24 protein-coding genes are annotated in these 20,702 nt (G+C 60.6%); 12 read left to right on the top strand and 12 right to left on the bottom strand.

Features of this window, described 5'->3' with window-relative positions; all coding sequences use genetic code 11:
- Positions 1 to 123: 123 nt before the first annotated feature.
- The 3 genes from HDF09_RS17965 to HDF09_RS17955 are packed head-to-tail and all read left to right on the top strand — an operon-like array spanning position 124 to position 1,860.
- Positions 124 to 732, top strand: a complete 609-nt coding sequence (locus tag HDF09_RS17965) for an RNA polymerase sigma factor (RefSeq protein WP_183768850.1) — start codon at positions 124 to 126, stop codon at positions 730 to 732.
- Entirely contained in the window at positions 729 to 1,247 is a 519-nt protein-coding gene (locus HDF09_RS17960; protein WP_183768849.1) for a hypothetical protein, read from the top strand. Before HDF09_RS17965 ends, HDF09_RS17960 begins: the two co-directional genes overlap by 4 nt.
- Position 1,248: 1 nt before the next feature.
- A complete protein-coding gene (locus HDF09_RS17955) occupies positions 1,249 to 1,860 on the top strand; it encodes a Spy/CpxP family protein refolding chaperone (RefSeq protein ID WP_183768848.1) in 612 nt (203 codons plus the stop codon).
- Positions 1,861 to 2,596: 736 nt separating this feature from the next.
- On the opposite strand, the gene recA is transcribed toward HDF09_RS17955, so the two are convergent.
- Positions 2,597 to 3,664 carry a recombinase RecA gene (recA, locus tag HDF09_RS17950; protein ID WP_183768847.1) on the bottom strand — a complete coding sequence of 356 codons (1,068 nt, stop codon included), beginning with the start codon at positions 3,662 to 3,664 and terminating at the stop codon, positions 2,597 to 2,599.
- 427 nt (positions 3,665 to 4,091) lie between these two features.
- On the opposite strand from recA, the gene HDF09_RS17945 reads away from it, so the two are divergent.
- A complete protein-coding gene (locus HDF09_RS17945) occupies positions 4,092 to 5,075 on the top strand; it encodes a carboxypeptidase-like regulatory domain-containing protein (protein ID WP_183768846.1) in 984 nt (327 codons plus the stop codon).
- A gap of 9 nt (positions 5,076 to 5,084) precedes the next feature.
- On the opposite strand, the gene HDF09_RS17940 is transcribed toward HDF09_RS17945, so the two are convergent.
- Positions 5,085 to 6,689 (bottom strand): FAD-dependent thymidylate synthase, encoded by a 1,605-nt coding sequence (locus HDF09_RS17940; protein ID WP_183768845.1) that lies wholly within the window; start codon positions 6,687 to 6,689, stop codon positions 5,085 to 5,087.
- Between the two features lie 61 nt (positions 6,690 to 6,750).
- Between HDF09_RS17940 and HDF09_RS17935 the strand changes: the two genes are divergently transcribed.
- From HDF09_RS17935 to HDF09_RS17910, 6 genes are all read left to right on the top strand, one after another.
- Positions 6,751 to 7,542, top strand: a complete 792-nt coding sequence (locus HDF09_RS17935; protein WP_183768844.1) for a YqjF family protein — start codon at positions 6,751 to 6,753, stop codon at positions 7,540 to 7,542.
- A 39-nt stretch (positions 7,543 to 7,581) separates the two neighbouring features.
- Complete coding sequence (gene fabG, locus HDF09_RS17930; RefSeq protein WP_183768843.1) at positions 7,582 to 8,328, top strand: 3-oxoacyl-[acyl-carrier-protein] reductase; 747 nt, start codon at positions 7,582 to 7,584, stop codon at positions 8,326 to 8,328.
- A gap of 387 nt (positions 8,329 to 8,715) precedes the next feature.
- Entirely contained in the window at positions 8,716 to 9,909 is a 1,194-nt protein-coding gene (locus HDF09_RS17925; protein WP_183768842.1) for a GNAT family N-acetyltransferase, read from the top strand.
- Positions 9,910 to 9,978: 69 nt separating this feature from the next.
- The gene (locus HDF09_RS17920; protein WP_183768841.1) at positions 9,979 to 10,770 is read left to right on the top strand and encodes a methyltransferase domain-containing protein; all 792 of its coding nucleotides are present in this window, start codon (positions 9,979 to 9,981) and stop codon (positions 10,768 to 10,770) included.
- A 229-nt stretch (positions 10,771 to 10,999) separates the two neighbouring features.
- A complete protein-coding gene (locus HDF09_RS17915; protein WP_179585397.1) occupies positions 11,000 to 11,404 on the top strand; it encodes a helix-turn-helix domain-containing protein in 405 nt (134 codons plus the stop codon).
- Between the two features lie 42 nt (positions 11,405 to 11,446).
- Positions 11,447 to 11,923 (top strand): GAF domain-containing protein, encoded by a 477-nt coding sequence (locus HDF09_RS17910; protein WP_183768840.1) that lies wholly within the window; start codon positions 11,447 to 11,449, stop codon positions 11,921 to 11,923.
- Positions 11,924 to 12,007: 84 nt separating this feature from the next.
- On the opposite strand, the gene HDF09_RS17905 is transcribed toward HDF09_RS17910, so the two are convergent.
- The 6 genes from HDF09_RS17905 to HDF09_RS17880 form a co-directional block, all read right to left on the bottom strand.
- Complete coding sequence (locus tag HDF09_RS17905; RefSeq protein WP_183768839.1) at positions 12,008 to 12,838, bottom strand: rhomboid family intramembrane serine protease; 831 nt, start codon at positions 12,836 to 12,838, stop codon at positions 12,008 to 12,010.
- 113 nt (positions 12,839 to 12,951) lie between these two features.
- On the bottom strand, positions 12,952 to 13,416 hold the full coding sequence (locus HDF09_RS17900) for a hypothetical protein (protein WP_311719902.1): 465 nt from the start codon (positions 13,414 to 13,416) through the stop codon (positions 12,952 to 12,954).
- 133 nt (positions 13,417 to 13,549) lie between these two features.
- A complete protein-coding gene (locus HDF09_RS17895; RefSeq protein ID WP_183768837.1) occupies positions 13,550 to 14,620 on the bottom strand; it encodes an MBL fold metallo-hydrolase in 1,071 nt (356 codons plus the stop codon).
- A 242-nt stretch (positions 14,621 to 14,862) separates the two neighbouring features.
- The gene (locus tag HDF09_RS17890; RefSeq protein WP_183768836.1) at positions 14,863 to 15,102 is read right to left on the bottom strand and encodes a hypothetical protein; all 240 of its coding nucleotides are present in this window, start codon (positions 15,100 to 15,102) and stop codon (positions 14,863 to 14,865) included.
- A gap of 14 nt (positions 15,103 to 15,116) precedes the next feature.
- Positions 15,117 to 15,719 carry a MaoC family dehydratase gene (locus HDF09_RS17885; protein ID WP_406704986.1) on the bottom strand — a complete coding sequence of 201 codons (603 nt, stop codon included), beginning with the start codon at positions 15,717 to 15,719 and terminating at the stop codon, positions 15,117 to 15,119.
- Positions 15,661 to 16,539, bottom strand: a complete 879-nt coding sequence (locus HDF09_RS17880) for a 3-hydroxybutyryl-CoA dehydrogenase (RefSeq protein ID WP_183768834.1) — start codon at positions 16,537 to 16,539, stop codon at positions 15,661 to 15,663. Before HDF09_RS17880 ends, HDF09_RS17885 begins: the two co-directional genes overlap by 59 nt.
- A gap of 205 nt (positions 16,540 to 16,744) precedes the next feature.
- Between HDF09_RS17880 and HDF09_RS17875 the strand changes: the two genes are divergently transcribed.
- On the top strand, positions 16,745 to 17,260 hold the full coding sequence (locus tag HDF09_RS17875; protein ID WP_183768833.1) for a cysteine peptidase family C39 domain-containing protein: 516 nt from the start codon (positions 16,745 to 16,747) through the stop codon (positions 17,258 to 17,260).
- A gap of 81 nt (positions 17,261 to 17,341) precedes the next feature.
- Here the strand turns inward: HDF09_RS17875 and HDF09_RS17870 are convergent, their stop codons facing one another.
- Complete coding sequence (locus tag HDF09_RS17870) at positions 17,342 to 18,187, bottom strand: PP2C family protein-serine/threonine phosphatase (RefSeq protein WP_183768832.1); 846 nt, start codon at positions 18,185 to 18,187, stop codon at positions 17,342 to 17,344.
- A gap of 103 nt (positions 18,188 to 18,290) precedes the next feature.
- Here HDF09_RS17870 and HDF09_RS17865 point away from each other — a divergent pair, with 103 nt between their 5' ends.
- Positions 18,291 to 19,190: a DNA-methyltransferase gene (locus HDF09_RS17865; protein WP_183768831.1), complete on the top strand. Its 900-nt coding sequence runs from the start codon at positions 18,291 to 18,293 to the stop codon at positions 19,188 to 19,190.
- On the opposite strand, the gene HDF09_RS17860 is transcribed toward HDF09_RS17865, so the two are convergent.
- The 3 genes from HDF09_RS17860 to HDF09_RS17850 all read right to left on the bottom strand — a co-directional run bounded on the left by HDF09_RS17860 (position 19,153) and on the right by HDF09_RS17850 (position 20,666).
- Positions 19,153 to 19,695: a hypothetical protein gene (locus HDF09_RS17860; protein ID WP_183768830.1), complete on the bottom strand. Its 543-nt coding sequence runs from the start codon at positions 19,693 to 19,695 to the stop codon at positions 19,153 to 19,155. The two genes, HDF09_RS17865 and HDF09_RS17860, sit on opposite strands and share 38 nt — an antisense overlap.
- Positions 19,696 to 20,043: 348 nt before the next feature.
- A complete protein-coding gene (locus HDF09_RS17855) occupies positions 20,044 to 20,460 on the bottom strand; it encodes a hypothetical protein (RefSeq protein ID WP_183768829.1) in 417 nt (138 codons plus the stop codon).
- Complete coding sequence (locus HDF09_RS17850) at positions 20,457 to 20,666, bottom strand: hypothetical protein (RefSeq protein ID WP_260181688.1); 210 nt, start codon at positions 20,664 to 20,666, stop codon at positions 20,457 to 20,459. The genes HDF09_RS17855 and HDF09_RS17850 overlap by 4 nt, the downstream gene beginning before the upstream one ends.
- Positions 20,667 to 20,702 lie beyond the last annotated feature (36 nt).

Raw genomic sequence — 20,702 nt, 5'->3', positions numbered from 1 at the left:
GAGCAGCATACCTTGCTTTGCCGGTAAAAAATAAATCTCCACAATTCTGTAGTCTTGGGGGACCACTTGGGCGTCTCTTTCAACAGCAAACCAATGCCGCAGCAGCCTGAATACGGTTCCCAAATGCCATCACAAGCTCTCAGCTCCGATAGTCTCTCCATCACGCGGCAGACGGTCATCGCTCAGGCGCAGGCCACGCCTCTCGACGATATGGACTCGATTGTGGCCACCTATGAGCAGCGGATCTTCCGCTTCCATCTGGTCTCGATCCGCGACCGCGATGTGGCGCAGACGTTGACCCAGGACACCTTCGTTCGAGCCTGGTCGGCGCGCAGCAGCTTCCGCGGCGACTGCTCGATCCTGACCTGGCTGATGCGGATTGCGCTGAACCTGGTTCGCGATCACACCCGCACCGACCGTTTCCGCTTCTGGAAGCGGGTCTCGGATACGGCCGTCGATGTATCCGACATCTCGTCCTACGTTCCGCATCGCGACAGCTCCCTCGAGTCACGCCTGATCGCCAGCGAGCAGATGACGCTGGTGTGGCAGAGCGTTGCAGAGCTCTCGGAGCGCCAGCGAAGCGTCTTCCTGCTGCGCTTCCTCGAGGAGCTTGAGCTCTCCGAGATCGCCAGCATCACGGGTTTACCCATCAGCACCGTCAAGACCCATCTTTACCGAGCTCTCGCGACGATCCGGGCTCGCCATAACGCCTCTCTCAAGGACTCCCTATGAACCTCCACCTCACTCACGAGCAACTCTGCGACGTTCTCCTCGCTGACTCGTCCCTTCCGTCTGCTGGCGCTGATCGCGAGACCGATGTTGTCGATCAGCATCTTCAGGCCTGCCTAATCTGCGCGGCGGAGCTGAAGAGCCTGCGCGATTCCCTCTCTCACTTCCGCGATGCCTCGGTTGCCTATTCGCGGCAGGAGTTCGCTCACAGCTATGCGCGGCGTTCGTCCATTGCGCCTCCACACAGCGTGCTCTCGCAGCCACTTTACTGGGCAGCAGCGGCGGTAGTCTTCGTCGCTGCCCTTTTCCCGATCAGCCTGCACCAGCAATCTGCCGCTCGTTCCGCGGCGAAGACCGCTGCTGCGGTGTCTTCGCAGACGGCGGAGTCGGATGAGGCTTTGCTCTCGGATATCGACCAGAAGGTCTCGGCCGATGTGCCTTCTGCGATGGAGCCGCTGGCCAATCCGACCGACAGCACGACTTCTCTCACCTCTACTTCAGATCAAAGGAAGAACTGACATGGGACGAACTGACATGCGCCTGAAACCTGTACTTTCGATTGTTTTATTCGCGACTCTCTCTGGAAGTTTTTTGACGGCGCAGCCACCTGCGGGTTCGCCACCTCAGCCGGGTGCCGGGATGGATCGGGACCGCGGCGGATGGAGCGGAGGCGGGATGCGCGGGGGCTTCCGCATCGGACCTCCGGGAATCTGGTGGCATAATCCCGACCTGATCCAGAAGCTGACGCTGACGCCGGACCAGCAGAAGAGGATGGACGACATCCTGCAGCAGAGCAAGCTGCAACTGATCGACCTGCGAGCCGCGGTCGAGAAGCAGGAGGTTCTGATGGAGCCGATGCTGGCGGCGAATCCTCCGGACACGAACAAGATCCTGGCGCAGATCGACCACACGGCGCAGGCGCGCGCGGAGCTTGAAAAGGCGAACGCCAAGATGCTGCTTGGGATTCGCAATGTGCTGACGCCGGATCAGTGGACCAAGCTGCAGGCCGAGGGGCGTGAGCGTCGCCGCATGAGGATGCAGGGCGGACCGGAGGGGCGTGGAGGACCGGGTTCCGATGGCCAGGCACCACCTCCTCCAGGCGGGCCGGGCGGCGGCGAGGGGATGCAGTAAAGGCGACTGCGACCTTGATTGCCTCGTCCTTCCAGTGGGGGTCCCCCCCCTATTACCTGCGCATAAGTCGTTTATTTTCACAGATTTAGAGCGTGGGTATTGCCGGTAAAGCCTTCATTCCAAACGAGTTGCCTGCAGATTCCTGCAGGCAAAGGAGTTACGGGAGTTTTTGTGTTTCTGAAAGGAAAAAGCCCCGAGGATTAGCCGGGGCTTTTTTCGTCTGATTCCAGTATAAATTGTTCGGCGTAACTCATGCGCCACGTCTATGTGGCTTGGTTGCATAGGGTTAGCTCCGACAGGGGCTTGACAGCTTGTCGGGTGTTGGGAGAAGGACAAAAGACGGGGTCTTGACGGATACCGCAGCATGAATCGGTTCGCTGCAACTTGAGAGCTGTGGCCGCAATCCACTGCGCAACGAACGATGAAACTGTTCGTTGCTTCGGTCGAGATGACGCGTCGTATGTGGTCGGGATGAGGTGTCCAGGGATTTAGAGGGTGCTGAAAAAAATACCCTCGGAAACGAAGCGCAGACCTCAGCGGCTAAGCCGCAATACGACCAAAGCTCTTGCGGCACGGCTGAAGCCGTGCCCTTAAGCAAAACGGACTTTTTCAGCAGCAAAGCAAGACGGACTTAGCAGCAAGCAAAACGGACTTTATCGGCAGCCGCTTTAGGCGGAGAAGCGCCGGCAAACTCTGATGCCGGCGCTTCACTGATGCTTCCCTGCTGTTCGGATGATTATTTTTTGGCTCGGACGGCTTCCTTGGCCTGAACGGGACCGTCGGCTGGCACCGGCGGGACGTCGGCTGAGGCTACGCCGGCGATGCCGAGCTTTTTGCGCAGTTCGGCATCGACGCGGGCGAAGACGTCCTTGTTGTCCTTCATGAAGGCGCGGACGTTCTCGCGGCCCTGGCCGATGCGCTCGCCCTGATAGCTGTACCATGCTCCGCTCTTGTCGACGATGTTGTGCAGGACGGCGAGATCGAGCACGTCGCCCTCGCGCGAGATGCCTTCGCCGTAGAGGATGTCGAACTCGGCGTCGCGGAAGGGTGCGGCGACCTTGTTCTTGACGATCTTGACCTTGGTGCGGGAGCCGACGACCGAGTCACCGTCTTTGACGGCGCCGATGCGGCGAATGTCGATGCGGACAGAGGAGTAGAACTTGAGCGCCTTGCCGCCGGTGGTGGTCTCGGGGTTGCCGAACATGACGCCGATCTTCTCGCGTATTTGATTAATAAAGATGAGGCAGGTGCGCGACTTCGAGACGGTGCCGGTGAGCTTTCTCAGCGCCTGACTCATCAAACGTGCTTGCAGCCCCATGTGGGAGTCGCCCATCTCGCCGTCGAGCTCAGCCTTGGGGACCAGCGCGGCGACCGAGTCGACCACGAGGACGTCGATGGCGTTCGAGCGGACGAGGGCTTCGACGATCTCGAGGGCCTGCTCGCCGTAGTCGGGCTGCGAGACGAGGAGGTTGTCGATGTCGACGCCCAGCTTGGCGGCGTAGGCGGGGTCGAGCGCGTGTTCGGCGTCGACGAAGGCTGCGAGGCCGCCGGCTTTTTGCGCCTCGGCGATGATCTGGAGGGTGATGGTGGTCTTGCCCGAGGACTCAGGGCCAAAGATCTCGATGACGCGGCCACGGGGGACGCCGCCTACACCAAGGGCTGCGTCGAAGGAGATGGAGCCGGTGGAGATGACCGAGATCGGCACGACGTCTTTCGAGCCGAGCCGCATGATGGAACCTTTGCCAAATTGCTTTTCCAGCCCGGAAAGGGCCAGTTCTATTGCCTTGCTGCGGTCATCTGCCACGTGATTTCTCTCCTGAGAGTGGGTGAAAGGGAGGTTGATGTTTCAATTTGGGATTCTAGCACTCAAAATGGGAAAAGCAAATAAAAGGCGAATACAACTTAAGTGTCCTTTTGGTAATTTCCGGGCGTTCTCGCTGGCGACGGGTTTGATCTCGTGTGGTGATTGCTTCGACTGTCCACTAGGACAGAGATAATTTATCTGTTTGGAAGAACGCGTTCCGCGCTGCAATCGAGGCCAGAGATGAGGTTGAGTCCACTCGATCGCCCGAACTATCACACGTGGAAATCCGGAATCACCTGGCGCGACACCTGCATCTGATCAGTGTGTCTAGACGACGTTCGCGAAATCTCTGCTGTTTTTCGGAGTGACAGAGGTTAAGGAAGTCCACCAACAAGGTGTCAAAGAGACTCGGCGGCAGGTGAGCCTCATGCATCGCCTGTTTTGTCTTATTGTCAGTGTGTGCGTCCCCATTGCGGCAGCCCAGAATAGTTTCCGATCCGCGCAACCGACTGGAACCATTATCGGTACGGTGACCGATGTGAATGATGGCACCGTTCCTGGAGCGACCGTCGCTCTTGAGAGCCCTTCGCTCACCGCTCCCGAATGCGTGAAGACGGGCGATGACGGATTCTTCAAACTTTCCCATCTGAATCCGGAGGTACCCTACCATGTCACGGTCAGCGCCAAGGGGTTCGCAGACTGGAGCTCGCCGGAGATCACCCTGAAGCCCGGTCAGTATATGGATCTGACGGGCATTCGGCTCCGCATTGCAGTCGCGGTCACCGTGGTCAACGCCGTTAGCCCCGAGGAGATCGCCACCGAGCAGGTCAAGGAAGCGGAGAAGCAGCGCATCCTGGGATTCATCCCCAACTTCTACGTCGTCTATGACCACAATCCTGCGCCGCTGACGCCGAAGCTGAAGTTCAGACTGGCTTACAAGACCTCGCTTGACCCCGTCACCTTCGCCGGCTCAGCGTTCATCGCCGGCATCGACCAGGCTGCCGGCACACCCGACTACGGCCAGGGCGCGAAGGGTTACGGCCAGCGTCTGGGCGCCAACTACGCCAACGGTTTGACCGACATCTTCATCGGCGGCGCCATCCTGCCCTCCCTCCTTCATCAGGATCCGCGCTACTTCTACCAGGGGACGGGAACGAAGAAGTCGCGCTCGCTGCATGCCCTCTCTACGCCTTTCATCTGCCGGGGAGATAACGGACGCTTGCAGCCGAACTTCTCAAGCCTGGGCGGATATGTGGCCTCGGGCGCTATCTCCAATGCCTACTATCCGGCGTCGAACCGCGGCGCGGGGCAGGTCTTTTCGACCACCTTTGTCGACATCGCAGCCGATATGGCCAACGGCTTTATTCAGGAGTTCGTCCTGCACAAGTTCACCAGGCACGCGCCTCAGTAGCTCCCGCGACTAACGGCGCAATAGGTCGACTGGCTCGTTGACGTCTTCGATGCGGAAGTACTGGGCGAGGGAGGGGTGTTTTTTGGCGACGGCCTTGTACATCTCCCATGCGACGCGGCGATAGCTGAAGTGGCCGGCGACGCCTGAGCGCAGCTCGGAGATATAGAGGGCTTCGGCGAAGTCCATCTTGAAGAGCGAACGGCAGCGGGTGGCCAGGGGGAGGAGGTACTGCGCGGATTGCGCGGCCTCGGGGACGGCGGAGTCGCGCAGGCTGCGGTAGGTGGCGTAGGTGGCGGCGAGGGCTTCGCTGTAGAGGGTTTCGAGTCCAGCTTCGGCGAGGGTGGGCTGGCCGGGGCAGATGGGCTCGTCGTAGCCGTGGAGGTCGGTGTAGGGCTGGAGGAGCTGGACGCAGCGGCGATGGCGGTGCATGTCGCGGAAGCCGCCGATGTCCATGAGGATGTCGAAGCGGAGGCTGTGGCCGGAGGAGAAGCTGCGGAGGAGCTCGTCGTGGCGGCCGCGATGCTTGGTGCCGAGGGCGGTGATCTCGCCGCGCTGATTGGCGCTGAGGGCGGCGACCTGGTGGCGAAGCTGGCGGTAGGGGTAGTGGCAGTGCGGGTAGAGGAGCGAGGTGGCGAGCTCGACCTCGAGGGGTTCGTCGCCGTCGAGGAGATCGACTACGGGCGCGGGGGCGATGGGCTGGCTGCCCATGAGGAGCTTCGCGGCGTGGGCGAGTTCGCTGCGGGTTTCGCGTTGATAGTCGTTGGGGGCGGCGTATTTGACCAGCGTGGGCGCGGCTTTGACGGGGCGCAGGAAGGCTTCGTGGGCGCGCTCGCCGAGGCTGCCCTCAAGGGAGGAGATCTCTTCGCAGAGAACCTCGCCGGCGGCGTGCTGGACATTCCAGGCGGGCTCGGAGGCGGCGGCGCGGAGCTTTTCGCCGAGCTGGCGGATCTCGGCGAAGTCGCTGGTGAGCAGGCGGGAGACCTGGGTTTCGAGGGTGCGGGCGTTGACGATCTGGCCCAGCGAGGTGTTGGTCGCAAGCGGCAGGAGATAGCGGGCGACGTCGAAGGCGCGGGCTTTGAGGGTGCGCTCGTAGGCCTCGGGCTTCATGGCTTCGGGCTGCGGGATGGCGGCCTTGAGAGCGGTGAGCATGCCGGCGCTGACCTTGTCGTAGGTGGCGAAGAGGCGCTCGAGGGCGGCGGTGAAGGTGGGGGTTTCGGCGGCGAGGGCAGGGGTGAACCAGCCGGAGAGGCGGAAGTTCTGGTAGCGGGTGGAGCGCTCCTGGCCGTCCCAGCGCTGCTCGTCGACGAGCTCGATGGCGGCGAGCAGGGAGAGGCGCTCGATGGCGAAGGGGATGTGGGCGAGGTCGGCGATGGAGCGATGGCCGTAGGCGAAGTAGAAGGTGTTGAGGAACTGCTCGGCGCGCTGGGAGCTGATCTCGGCGAGGGACTCCTTCATGGTGAGGGCGGAGCGGGAGTACTTGGCCATGGCGTAGGCGAGGACCTCGGGGTCGGCACCGTGGATGGCGTAGACGTCGGTCTCGCTGGCGGGCGGGTGCGCGGCGGAGGCGTTTGCGGGGGAGGGATCGAGGGTGTCTGTCTTCTGGCTGGCTGGCATGGTGAGACTCAGGATACTTGATCTGAGAGCGGTGGCCTGTGGACAGCATCTATCCTTAGCTATGCTGAATGTTTTGAACACCGTGGAACATCGTCCGTATGAGCTGCCTGCAGGGCGTTGGCGCATGGCGCAGCGGTGGAACGACCTGCTGTTCGCGCACTGGCCGATTGCGGTGGACGCGATGGCGCGGCTGCTGCCTGCAGGACTGGAGGTCGACAGCTTCGACGGATGGGCGTGGGTGGGTGTGGTGCCCTTCTGGATGGATCAGGTACGGACGCGGGCGGTGGGCGAGAGATGCGTCACGGTTCCGAGTGCGGGGAAGTTTTGCGAGTTGAATCTGCGGACCTATGCGCGTTCGCGGGTCACTGGGCTGCGCGGCGTATATTTTTTCTCGCTCGATGCGGCGAGTGCGCTGGCTGTGCTGGGTGCGCGGACACTGTTTCATCTGCCGTATTTTCTGGCCGACATGCGACGAAAAACCGCGCAGGATGGAACGATCGAGTATCGCAGCAGACGACTGCTGACGGGGAGCATCGTTCGCTTCGAGGCGAGCTATCGCGCCCTGGGCGAGCTCGCCGGGCCGAGTGTTGGCGGCACGCTGGAACATTTTTTGACGGAGCGCTACTGCCTGTTTGCTCCGCACGGCGGGAGGATGCTGGTGGGACATATTCATCATCTTCCGTGGCCGCTGGAGCGGGCCGAGGCAGAGATTCGCGTGAATGAGCTACCTGCGGCGCATGGTATTGCGCTGCCGGATCACGCACCGGTACTGCACTTCGCACGAGAGCTGAATGTTTACATCTGGTCGCTGCTCGAAGACCGCTCGGAGAACCTGTTGACCGGGTTCGTATAATGAGTGAGTTTGTTTCGGTGCTTTGTTTCAAGGAGAGTCATGAGTATTTCGGCAGGACGTGTTGCGTTGGTGACGGGGGCTTCGCAGGGGATTGGGCGCGCGTGTGCGCTGGAGCTGGCGCGGGCGGGGGCGACGGTGGCGCTGGCGGCGAGGAATCTCGAGAAGCTGGGCGACGTTGCGGCGGAGATTGCGGCTGCCGGGGGAAAGGCGCATGCGTTCGCGCTGGATGTTTCGAACGAGGAGTCGATCAAGGAGTGCGCGAAAGCGGTGATCGCCCACTTTGGAGCGGTGCACATTCTGGTGAATAACGCCGGCATCACGCGGGACATCCTGGCGCTGCGGATGAAGCGGAGGGATTGGGACGATGTGCTGACGACCAACCTGACGGGCGCGTTCCTGATGACGCAGGCGGTGATGTCGCAGATGGTGAAGGGCCGCTGGGGGCGGATCGTCAACGTGACTTCAGTGGTGGGAGAGACGGGACAGGCGGGGCAGGCGAACTATGCGGCCTCGAAGGCGGGGCTGATCGGGCTGACCAAGTCGCTGGCCCGGGAGCTGGCGAGCCGGACGATTACGGTGAACGCGGTGGCGCCGGGATTTATCGAGACGGCGATGACCGAGGTTCTGACCGCCGAGCAGAAGGCGATGAATGCGCAGTTCATTCCACTGGGACGAGTTGGAACCGACGTTGAGGTCGCCCATGCGGTTGCGTTCCTCGCATCGGAGGAGGCCAGCTATATCACTGGGCACACGCTGGATGTGAACGGCGGCATGTTCATGGGGTAACTCGCCCTGTGGATACCATTGGCAGGATGAAATTTTATTCATAGTTTCGTCGTGCACTTACTGTAAAGTCTTTCCAGCAGCTGATTTATGGTTCGATGTTCTCTTGAATTTCGAGGTCGATCTTTTGCACCTGTCCAGAGTTTTTTGGGGTTGCCTCTCTCAAAGCAATATGGGTAGGAGTTGAAAAAACCAAGTCCCGGAATGATTGCAGAGGTTTGAGTCAGGGAAGATCCAATCTGAATTGATTTGGCGTAAGCTTACCAGCCCCTGTGTGACTTGTTTGCCAAAAGTTATTACTGATTTGTTTCAGCCGGCCACTCCTGGGACTGGCAAAAACGCATCCTATGAAACCAGCCCCTATCTGCCGCATCGCAAAGACCACTGTCTTTGATTAGTTACCGCGATCTTCGGTTCACCTACGTCACTATGCTGCTGACCAGTCATGAAGCCAAAGACTCATTGGGGAGTGACCTGGATGCCGCGCACTTTTTCGTTCTGCGCGGACGGGCGGCGATCCTGCGCATTCAGCCTGTCCTGGTTCAACTGTCTGCGCTCTGCGAACAAACCGGGGCGATGGACTATCTGGAATACTTTCTTACCGGAACTGACAATCTAAAGAAGATCCCCTATCTGGTGCTGGCCGAGAAGCGGCCGAATTTGGATCTGGCGGAACTCCGGGCCGAAGATTTGAAGGGCGCGGTACTGATCTATGAGTACAAAGTACTGGGGATGCCTTCGCGCGTATTTAATACTAGCGACTTCAATGGCAGCCGAGCTGTGATTGCACCGCCTGCGGAACGGACCAGGCTCTCGACGAGTGTGGGTCGCTATTTGATGGCGTGCGGCGCGCAAGTGGTGATGCTGAGCTACGCTGGCGAGGGCAATGAGACCTGGTCGCAGTGCTTCGACGGCTCGGTGGCAGGAGATAAAAAGCGCTGGTGGACCACGCAGACCCGCGAGGTAGGGGCAACCATCGTATTGGAGAAGACTCTCGATGAGACGCTGGCTTCGATGGGCAAACACACGCGCCGCAATCTGAGGTACTACCGCCGCAAGGCCGAAGCAGAGTTGGGATGCACCTTTGAAGGCGATGTTAAAAAAAATCTCAGTAAAGCTTTGCTGAACGAATTGAATCAGGCGTCGACCCATCCTGTCTCCGACCTCGTCCTCGAGAGGCGATACAGCACGATGAAGGCGCTGAATGGACTATTCTGCGTTGGAGTGAAGACGCCGGACGGCCAGTGGATCAGCCTGCTCGGCGGCAGGAGACATCATGGCGTATCCGAGATCGACTGGCAGATGAATCGCAGCGGTCTTGAGAGGTACTCGGTGGGAACAATGATTCGTTCGTACCTGATCGAGCATGAGATTGAGATCGGGACATCCAGACTGTTCTTCGAGGGCGGAACACCCCACTCGATGCGGCACGCGTTCATCTCCGAGAAGGCGGTCGATATTGTAGTGGCGAAACAATCGCTATTTGTCTCGCTGCTGCGCCGGGTGGCCCACTGGTCGCCGCCAAGAAATAACTTTCTGCTGCAGACGCTGGTCGATCCCGCGCTGCGTTGGGAGTTGCACTAGACTTCTTGCTAAGAGAAGAAGCCGGCGGCGCTTCGTTTCGCAGAGATCCTGACGCAGACACGATGACGAATGACAAGACTCGGCACAGCATGGTCGAAGCTGCGATGGTCGCTGGCGCAACGCGGACTGGCGGGAACGATGCGGATCGCGCTGGAGCGGCTGCAGCGACAGGACAGCGCTGTGGGCGCGGAAAAGCCGCCGCTGCATCCGTTCGATCAGCGCTACGGCGTCGACACGAGCGGGCTGATCGGCGGTGGCGACCTGCGCACGGGCCATAAGAATGACGTCTTCAATACCGCCTACTACGGCATGGCTCCTTCGCGGTTTCGGCGTGTGGTCGAGGATTGGATCTCCGACTCCAGTCATGCCGCGATCTCTCAGTACAGCTTCGTCGATCTGGGCTGCGGCAAGGGGCGCGCGATGATGATGGCCTCGGAGTTCTCGTTTCGTCAGGTGATCGGCGTGGAGTTGAACGCATCACTGGCCAAGACCGCCGAGTCGAACCTGGCCGCGTGGACCGGCGCAGGGCGGGCGGTGTGTCCGGTGCGGATTCTCCATCAGGACGCGACCGAATTTTCGTTTCCAGAGGGGCCGTGCCTGCTCTATCTCTTCAACCCGTTCGCGGCTCCGGTGGTGGAGCGGCTGATTGAGCGGCTGGAGACTGAGTTTGCAGGCAGGCCAGGGCTGCTGGACGTCATCTACTTCAACCCCGAGGCTGGCGAGTTGCTGGAGGCGCACGTCGGCTTCAGGCTTCTGTGGACCGGGACGGTGGAGATGTCGGAGGAGGACACGGCGGCGGACCACGTGGCCTCGCCGGAGGATCTGTGCAGCGTGTACCGGTGGGTGGGAGGAGTGGGATGACCCTCCACAAAGACCACCCCGCAGCAAGGACGGGGTTACTCCAGCGCTAGTAACCGATCCAGTAATGCCGGGGGCGGTTCCCAGACTCGGGGGGAGTTCAAGTAAGGCTTCAGGGTTTGGCCGGTAACTGCCTCTCGATGAACCTGGGATGGTTCAGAATTGCCTTGGTCCCCAAAGATAGGCATTGACCAACTCGTTGCGGCTGTTTACTTTGTGGCTAATGGCTGACATGCAAACTATACCTGTTGATCTGGCGAACGAGTCGATTGAGGCTCTTTCCATCTCGATGAATATCGGTTCTACGATTCGCGGATATCGGCTGCAAAAAGGCATGTCGCAGGGCGACATCGAGAAGCGGACCGGGCTGTTGCGCTGTTATCTCTCGCGTGTGGAGAATGGGCACACGGTGCCGTCGCTCGAGACACTGCAGAAGATTGCGCGAGCGCTGGACCTGCAGCTCTCGGAGTTCTTTGCCGAAGAGACGATGGCGAAGGAGATGTCGGGGCTGAACCTGGGCGAGGAGGAGATCCGGTTTCTGACCCAGGTGCAGCGCTACTCGGCGCACTTGTCGGAGAGCGACCGGAGACTGCTGCTGGCCATGGTGCGGAAGTTCGCCCAGACGACGCTCAGCTAGGACGAGGTTCGTCTCACTCTACTCAGACCGAGGGATCGACTGGTGCCGGATAGCGAACTTCTGCATACGCTCAGGAACATCACTGCTGAAGGCTCAGATCGCTCCACCAGGGCGAAAAGAATCGCGGATGCCATTCGCAAGGAAGGCTCCTGGCGTTGGGTGGGGATCTATGATGTCGACTTCGAGCGTGGACTGGTCGTCAATATCGCGTGGAGTGGGTACTCTGCGCCCTCTCATCCCGCTTTTCCGATCACGCAGGGTCTCACCGCGAGAGCGATTGCCGGAATAAGAACGGTCAACGCCGGAAATGTGGCCGATGACTCGGGCTACATGACTACGTTCGACAGCACGCGGGCGGAGATTATCGTTCCGGTTCTTGCCCATGGCCACGGCGATCGCGTGATCGGGACCCTGGATGTGGAGAGCGAGCACCTAAATGCCTTCGATGCAGAGGCGCAGGCGCTGCTCGAAGAGTGTGCCCGTGTGCTCGAAGCGTTTTGGGCCGAGCCCAGGCGGTAGCGTCTCTGTCCTGCATGCAGCCGCAAAGGCGGGTCAGCAAGTCAGTCAGCGACAACTCCGCTGACTGGCGACCAGCTAACTCGCTTACCTGAGCTTGGTGATGAAGTACGCGAAGAGGAGGAGCAGAAACGCGGCACCGGCGAAGGTGAGTTTCTGCCGCGCGAGGTAGCGGGTGCGGCCGGAGGTCATGCGCGGCACCAGCGGAACGCCTAGCGCCAACCCGCTCAGAAAGCCGCCGATGTGGGCGTGGTTGTCGATGCGGACGATGCTGGTAAAGTTCGCGCCGATGCCGATGATCAGGTTCAACACCGCAAACTGAATGACGGAGCGACGGAGGCGTTTGAGCTCGAACACCGGAATGGGGAGCTTCTTGTTCGACAGCAGAACGATCAGAATACCTGCGATGCCGAAGACCGCGCCCGAGGCTCCTGCGCCTACCGAGCCGTAGTCGCGAAAGATAACGCTGGAGCAAAGGCCAAGCAGGTTGCCGGCGACACCGGTAATCACATAAACCGCGATCAGGCCGAAAGGGCCAAGCAGCGGCTCGCCGAGCAGGCCAAGGTTCCACAGGCACCACATGTTGGTCGCGATATGCAGCAGGCCCACATGAACGAAGGTGGCCGTAAGCAGGCGATACCACTGGCCGTGCATGATCAGCTCCGGACTGGTCGCGCCAAAATAGAGCAGCTGATAAGGCGTCGGGCTACTGGGCGAGACGCCGCGGAAGATCATGTAGCAGAAGACGGCGATGTTGATGCCGAGCAGGATGTAGGTGCCGGGGGTGGCGAAGATATTCCAGCCGCGCTCACGGGAGTTGGGGCGTGAGGCCTCGCGCTCGTAGTCGGGGATCGGCTGAGCGGGGATACCGTCGGTGTGCGGCGGCAGGACTTCGCCTTCAGGGGTGGGGAAGGACATTGTGTTCTACTACGCTATCAAATGCCGCGGGGGGCAGAGGTGAATTGTTCGCCGTAATCAGAAGCCGCCGCATGTGGTCCGCGCGGCGGCTAACGAAGAGCCCAAAACTCTGTTCAGGCGGCGTCCTTGGTAAAGCGGTCGCGGAGATCAGCGGGAATCCGCTGCTGGACGATGCCGCCGATAAAGCCGGGAAGCGGGGTCGCAATGGCAACCAGCACCCAGAGGAGCGTCGAGAAGACAAGGCCGACGATCGCGACCGCCTCAAGCGACACGGCAACCGCATGAGCCTGGTTCAGATGGACCCGAACGGTGTTGATGTGGGTGACAACCTCAACCCGGTGAATGACCACGGCAGCGAGCAGAAACGCAACAATCGAAAGGGAGCTGACGCTGATCAGGAGAACATCAATGGTGCGGGCGATGCGCTGGCGGCGACGGCAGTGGCTGCAATCGGAGAGATGCTGATCGTAGTCCGTGCGCATGGCCGGAGAGAGTCCCGAGATGTCGTAGCGCCAACCGGAGAGGATATCTCCCACCACCTGATCGATGCAACCTCGGCTATAGGCTCTGCGGTTCACTGGAAATGCTAACGCTGTTTTTTTCATCGGTTTATAGTCACCATTCTATCTTGTTTGATAGCTCGATGAAAGGAAAGGATTCATCGAATCGTAACCGTTAGAGTACCCTCACTAACCATCTGAAAATGCAGAACTAAAGCGTGATCGGATCGAGCGGAACAGACTGCCCGGCCAGAACAATCCGGTTACCGAGCAGCGTAGGCTGGTTACCCAGTGCCTGTTCGGCTGAAAGTCGCGCCAGCTCAGGAGCGTTGTTGGACTCGGAGAGGTGTCCGAGGACGATCCACGATGCGCCTCCGTCGTAGTCCTTCTCGAGAAACTCAGCCGTCGCGTCGTTGGACAGATGGCCGACGCGCGAGAGAACGCGCTGCTTGACTGACCAGGGGTACGGGCCGTCGCGCAGCATCTCGAGATCGTGGTTCGACTCCAGCAGCAGCACATCGATGCGTTTGAGCGCAGCCTTGACGTTCGGCGGCATGTAGCCAAGGTCGGTCGCCAGCGCCATGCGGATACCCTCGGCCTCAAACACAAACCCGCAAGGGTCAGCCGCATCGTGCGGAATGGTGAAGGGGGTAATGTCGATGTCACCGATCGAAAACCGTGTGCCGGCGTGGAAGTACTCCACTGCGGGAAGGTGGGTGGGATCTGCCTTCTGCTCTGCCTTTTGTTCGGCGGGCTCGGGGCTGCAAAGCTCCTCCTCATCGGGGTCGACGGGCAACTCAAGGGTGATGTTGGAGTCGTCGGAGCGGTTGAGAGCAGCAGCCTCGGCGGAGACGCTGGCGATCGCCTCAGACTGCGCGGCAAGCTGGGCGGCCAGGCCCGCAGTCTGGATACAAGTCGGGGTGCTCGCAGCAATAGCGGTGGCGCGGGCTTCCTTCTCGCGTTGCACATGATCGAGCCACTTGGCGTAGGTCATCGTGGTGCGCGGGGTCAGCATGCGAACCCAGGCGCGGTGGGTCGGCTCGGTGAAGAAGACGGGGATCTTCAGGCGGCGCGCGAGGACAGCAAGCCCTGCGATGTGGTCCTGATGCTCATGCGTGACGAGGATAGCGTCGAGCCTGGCGGGGTCTTCCCCGGCGACGGCCATACGCCGCAGAAGTTCGCGGCAGGAGAGGCCGGCATCGACCAGAACGCGTGTCCGGGAGCTGGCGATGACGGTGCTGTTGCCTTTGGATCCGGAGGCGAGCACTGTCATACGCATCATCCCGTTAGGATACGCCGATTGGTTGTGAGAATGTCGTCCGGGTAACCAGATTGGTTCGCCCTGCCGGACGGGCCTCCTGCGCGGAGGGCGGGCGTTCGCACGCCTTTTTAAAGCTTCGCGTGGTCCTCCCGTTGGTCGGCACAAGATTCTGTCTGCGACCAACGGGAGCGCCACGCAAAGCGGTATACACGTCACGAAGTGACCGCTACCCGCGTAGGGCGCCCGTCCGGCAGGACAGTCTCTCAATCCTCCAGACGATGAACCGCGGCGATGTCCGAGAGCAGCGTGGAATAGCCGCCACTCCCCAGCGGAACGAAGTTGCCATTGGGCCCAGGCTCGACCTTCAGGTAGAAGACGTCGGGGGTATCCTCGGACTCGAAGACAAAGAGAATTTGAGCGAGGAACCGCTCGCCGTCAGCCATCTCAAGGGTGACGACGAGGTCGATACTGGATTTGAGAAGAGCGAGATCCTCACTGGTCATCGAAGGCTCCCTCTTTACTTGCCGATGGGCCTGACGGGAGCCAGGAAGTTGACGGTCGAGCGCATCACCACTTCGTCGCGCTGGTTGAAGGCGAGCGTGCGCGTGCGGACCACACCGAACTCCTTGCGGGAGTTGGATTGGCGTACCCCGACGACCTCGATCTCAGTGCGGAGCGAGTCGCCCGGACGGACCGGCTCGGTCCAGCGCATCTCTTCGACGCCCGCGCCGATCATGCCGCCCGCAACCGTGATCGACTGCACGCGAAGGCGCATGACGATAGCGGCGGTGAGCCAGCCCGAGGCCGCGAGGCCCTTGAAGAAAGAGTTTTCGCCGGCAGCCTCGTCGAGGTGAAAGGGCTGCGGGTCGTACTTGCTGCCAAACTCTTTGATCTCTTCGGCAGTCACCTTGGCCTGGCCAAGCGAATTGAACTTCTGGCCTACGTAAAAGTCTTCGTAGTAAAACTCCTTGGGCATTGTCTCTCCTCTTCCATTGGATGCTGCGTCCTGCTTCAGGCTTCGGCTGGTCTCATTAGTGTAGAGCCGCAAGCGCCGATCTTGCTCATGATGTGGGATAGGTGTAGAAGCCGCGACCTGATTTTCGGCCCAGCCAGCCTGCATCGACCATGCGAACCAGCAGCGGACAGGGGTTGTACTTCGGGCTGCCAAGGCCGTCGGCGAGGACGCGCATGATGTCAGCGCAGACATCGAGGCCGATGAAGTCGGCGAGAGTCAGCGGGCCCATCGGATGCGCCATGCCGAGCACGAAGACCTGATCGACGGCCTCAGCCGTAGCCACGCCCTCCATCACGGAGTAGATCGCCTCGTTGATCAGCGGCATCAGCACGCGGTTCGAGATGAATCCTGCCGCGTCGTTGACCTCGACCGGAGTCTTGCCAAGCTGCAGCGAGAGCGCATGGACGGCGTCGAAGGTAGCCTGCGAGGTCGCAAGGCCGCGGATCACCTCCACCAGCTGCATCACCGGCACCGGGTTGAAGAAGTGCATCCCGATGACCTGTTCCGGGCGCTTCGTCACTGCGGCAAGCTTCGTGATCGAGATGGAACTGGTGTTGGTCGCGAGGATGGCGCCAGCGGGAAGGATGCGGTCGAGATCACGAAAGATCTCCGACTTGATTGCAAACTTCTCCGTCGCGGCTTCGATGGCAAAGCTGCAACTGCCGAGAGCTTCGCGGTCGAGAGTCGGAGTAATACGCGCTCGTGCCTCATCGGCCTGCTGCTGGGTCAGCTTGTTCTTCGTTACTTCGCGAGCAAGATTCTTCTCGATGGTGGCGAGTCCGCGATCGAGAAACGGCTGCTGCAGATCGTAGAGGATCACGTTGAAGCCGGAGCGGGCGCAGACGTGCGCGATGCCGTTGCCCATGGTGCCGGCGCCGAGGATTGCAATGGTCTTGGTAGTCTCAGTGGTCTTCAAATCAGGCATAAAGGAGTTTCAGACGACTTCGCAGTGTAGCAGTTCGAGAGGGATGCGCGGAATCAGAGGGGAGCTAGGCAGTGCGTCAATTTGAAATCCGGGGCCACCTAGTTACCTATAACACCGTTTCGCGGGATCACCTCGAATCGGGTGCTCCGAGGATCGCTGGTAAGCTTTGCATCAGCACGTTACAGCGACCCGATAAGTACCGACGATGAAATTTCCTGAATGGTGGACGGCCCCAGAAGAACTCTTGGACTTGGATGGACACTGCGGTCCTATCGCCGCGTGGTCTGTGCTCAATTATTTTGGGAAAAGCTTCACAACGGCTCAGATTATCTCCGCATGTCGCCATACGAAGCGCTATGGCGTATTCGCAGTTCATCTGGCGGCAGGCCTCAAAGAGTTGGGTCTTCAAGTTTCTTTTCACACGGAGCCCGACAACGATATTGGCAGCTTTGAGATGCGCGGTTATCGTCGGCTCAAGCGTCTGGGTGTGCCGGTGGAAAACGCCATCGATCTGTCCGATCTGCTGACATTGAGGAGACGCCGACAAATCCCCATCGTCCTGTACGACACCCCTTCAGAGTCTGGTCACTTCTCGATCATTCTCGGAACGAGTCGCGGAATGCTTCGACTTGCTGAGGGCAAATTGCTCCCCAGAGAAGAGTTCATCGCTGCTTGGACTGCACCACGCATTCTGAGACAGTGCGTATTCGCCTGGGTTTGAGTTCAACGAACCCGAGGCACTCCCGCAAAGTCGGCTTTCGGCAACCTCAGTCATTCATTCCAAACTGACCCACTACGGCAGCTAGGGAGCGACGGCGACCAGCAGCACGGTGATGTTGTCGTTGCCGCCGTTGCGATTAGCACTCGTAATCAACTCTTCGCACGCCCTGGTGAGCGCGGCCATTGTCTGCGGCTTGGGGATCGCAGTCAGAATCTCCGCGATCTCTTCGTCGCTCACCTCGTGGGTCAGACCGTCGGAGGCGAGCAAATACACGTCGTTCGCCTGCGGACGATGGCTTTGAATCTCGGGCTGCACTGTAGCCTGCGAACCGATGGCGCGCGTGATGAGGTTGCGCATGGGCGAGTGCGCCGCCTGATCGAGCGTGATCTGCCCGGCGCGAAGCTGCTCCTCGACCAGCGAATGATCGATGGTGAGTTGCTCCAGCTTGCCGCGACGCTGGCGGTAACAGCGGCTGTCGCCAACGTGGCCCAGCCAGAGCGTCGGAGGATCGGTGACGCGGGAGTTCAGATGACTGGCCGGCGCACGGCGAGTGGATGCAGCCTTGCCATTCTCCCCCTGGACCACCGGCGTGTGCAGCAGGGCGACCAGGGTCGTGCCCATGCCGTTGTACTGCCGCAACTGGCGGGACTGCTGATAGACCGCATGATTGGCCGCCTGAATCGCGGCATTCATGCGCGCCTCCGGCGTCAACGACGCTGCTTCGAGCCCACCTCGCGGCGAAGAGAGATTCGCCAGGAAGGTATCGGCAGCCAGATTGCTCGCAACCTCTCCGGCGGCCGCTCCGCCCATGCCGTCGCAGACGACAAACGCGCCGATCTCCGGCGCCGCGGCGCAGGTATCTTCATTGCCCTTACGGACGCGGCCGCGGTGAGTGAGCATGGCGTAGATGAGGTGTGTCGCGGACATAGTCGAGCGGGGCCAAGTGCAGCGGAGCCATCCGAAGAGAACAATACACGTCGCAGCCGAAGAGACCAAGGGTACGTTAGTGTTAGGAGCGGAGACCGTTGGCATGAACCGGATCGTGCAGGGAGATAACCTCACCGTTTTGCAGTCGTTGGCAGCAGCATCCGTAGAGCTGATCTACGTCGATCCCCCCTTCAACACCGGCAAACGTCAGAGCCGCACCCAGATGAAGACCATTCGCGATGAGGCAGGCGACCGCGTCGGATTCGGCGGCCGACGCTACCGCACCGAAGTGCTGGAGCAGCAAAACGGAGGCGCAGGTTATGGCGACCGCTTCGACGACTTCCTCGGCTTCCTGCGACCGCGCCTGGTCGAAGCACACCGCGTCCTCTCGCCCACCGGCTCCCTCTTCTTCCACATCGACTATCGCGAGGTCCACTACTGCAAGGTCATGCTCGACGAGATCTTCGGTCGCGACTGCTTCCAGAACGAGATCATCTGGGCCTACGACTACGGCGCACGCGCCACCAAACGCTGGCCCGCCAAGCACGACAACATCCTCTGGTACACCAGGGATCCCAGGCGCTACACCTTCAACCTCAACGAGAGCGACCGTATCCCCTACATGGCGCCGGGGCTGGTCGGCGCAACGAAGGCAGCCCGCGGCAAGACGCCCACCGATGTCTGGTGGCACACCATCGTCTCGCCCACCGGCAAGGAGAAGACCGGCTACGCCACGCAGAAGCCACTCGGCGTTCTCGAGAGAATCGTGCGTGTCCACTCCAACCCCGGCGACACGGTGCTCGACTTCTTTGCCGGCAGCGGAACCACCGGCGCCGCCGCCGCCAAACACGCTCGCAGCTTCCTCCTGGTCGACGAGAGCGCCGCAGCCATCGCCGTGATGGAGAGACGCCTCGCGCCGTACGCCCCCCGGAGAGAGGACTTGCCGCTCCCCAGGGCCAGAAGATCTACCCGCGCGCCTGCTTCTCGGCGAAGTCGCCAATGACCGGCAGCTTGTACCACTCGCCCTTGCTGGCCTTCAGGATGAGGAACAGCCAGATCAGAAAGAGGCCAAGTCCGATCACCAGATGCACCAGCGAAAACAGCAGAACAATTCCCGGAATGAAGTGCAGGAGCATCTCCCCAAAAGAGATCAGCAGCTGCAGCACAAACGCCCCCACGCAAAGCCCTATCGACTGCCACGAGTGAAATCGCACCAGCGGCATCTTGTTGTAGGGCTCGAGCACCAGGAAGATAATCGCGGGAATAATCGTCAGGTAGGAGATGGCCGCCGCCGCATTCTCCGAGAGGCCAGAGCTGGCCACGACCGGCGGAGCCACAACATAACCAGGAGGCACGGTAGAGTAAGCCGGCGGAACATTCGTATAGTCCGGCGGAGGCGGCACGGTTGAACTCGCAGCAGCGCCGCCAGCAGTGGCAACGGGCGCACCGCAATGGTTACAAAATGCATTCTGGGGCGAGACTTCGTTGTGGCAGACGGGACACTGCATGGCATCACTCCTGAAAGATGGAATTGGGGCCTAAGTGCAGACGACAAGTCAGCGCGAGACAGCTCGGGAATTTCGACCTCGTCTGAAGTGCTACCCAGCATACCCCGGAATCGACGCGGTTCAACTTACTTTTTCCAGGTTCCGCACAATTTTCGCCCTGCAAAATACCTCCAGCGGTGGCCGACCCTGCGTCGTTATCGGATTCACGCGACGATTACTGCTTTGCCGCCTTCCCCTCCGCGGCGAGGCACTCCTCAATCGACCTCTGCCACTCCGGCCCGCTCTCCGCGTCTTGCTTTCCCATGGCCAATACATCATCATTCGCCTCTACATCGAGAGCCGTCCGAACTAAGTCACCTCCACCTTCGTGCTCGAGGGCGCGAGGACAGAGAGCCGCACCTCGACGGTAAAGACCAGCGCGTCCGGGATAAAGGACACATACTGCATACGGCCTCCCACCCGATCAAGGACTGTATTCACCCACACGCTCTTATGCGGACCATGCTGGACCGTGAAGACAGCTCCCTGGACGTCCTCCGCCGGTTGAGGATGAAGAAACTCAGGCTTCCAGTGCTTGCCCGCCCAGCAACGCTCACCCTCCGGACCGAAGAGCGCCGAGGCGCGGCTCAACGGAGCCGGCACAACGAACTGAAAGCTGTTGCTGACGTGAGCCGGCAAGGCTGCTGTTTGCGCCATCGCAAGGGGCTGTCCTGCGCTCACGACTCCAGTTGCCAGTGCGAGAGGAAGTAACGTGGTTGCTTTCATCTGCGCTCCTTCAAGTGATGGCTGTCGGACGCACGCAGCGTCAGGCCATAGATGTTCTTCAGTTTCTCGATCTCTTTCAAGGTCTGCGGGGAGAACGCGGACTTGCCTTCAAACGCGTGGAGCACAATGCCCTCCAACAAGTCTCCCAGACTCATGTCTTTCAACTCGGCCACGGCCTTCAACACCTTCAGCAGCCGCTTCTCCATGCGGACCCCTGTCTGAATCCGCTCGATCTCAACGAC

The organism is Edaphobacter lichenicola, from assembly GCF_014201315.1.
GTDB classification, from domain to species: Bacteria; Acidobacteriota; Terriglobia; order Terriglobales; family Acidobacteriaceae; genus Edaphobacter; species Edaphobacter lichenicola_B.
The sequence above is the reverse complement of the archived record's forward strand: the minus strand, read 5'-3'. Positions and strand labels throughout refer to the sequence as shown.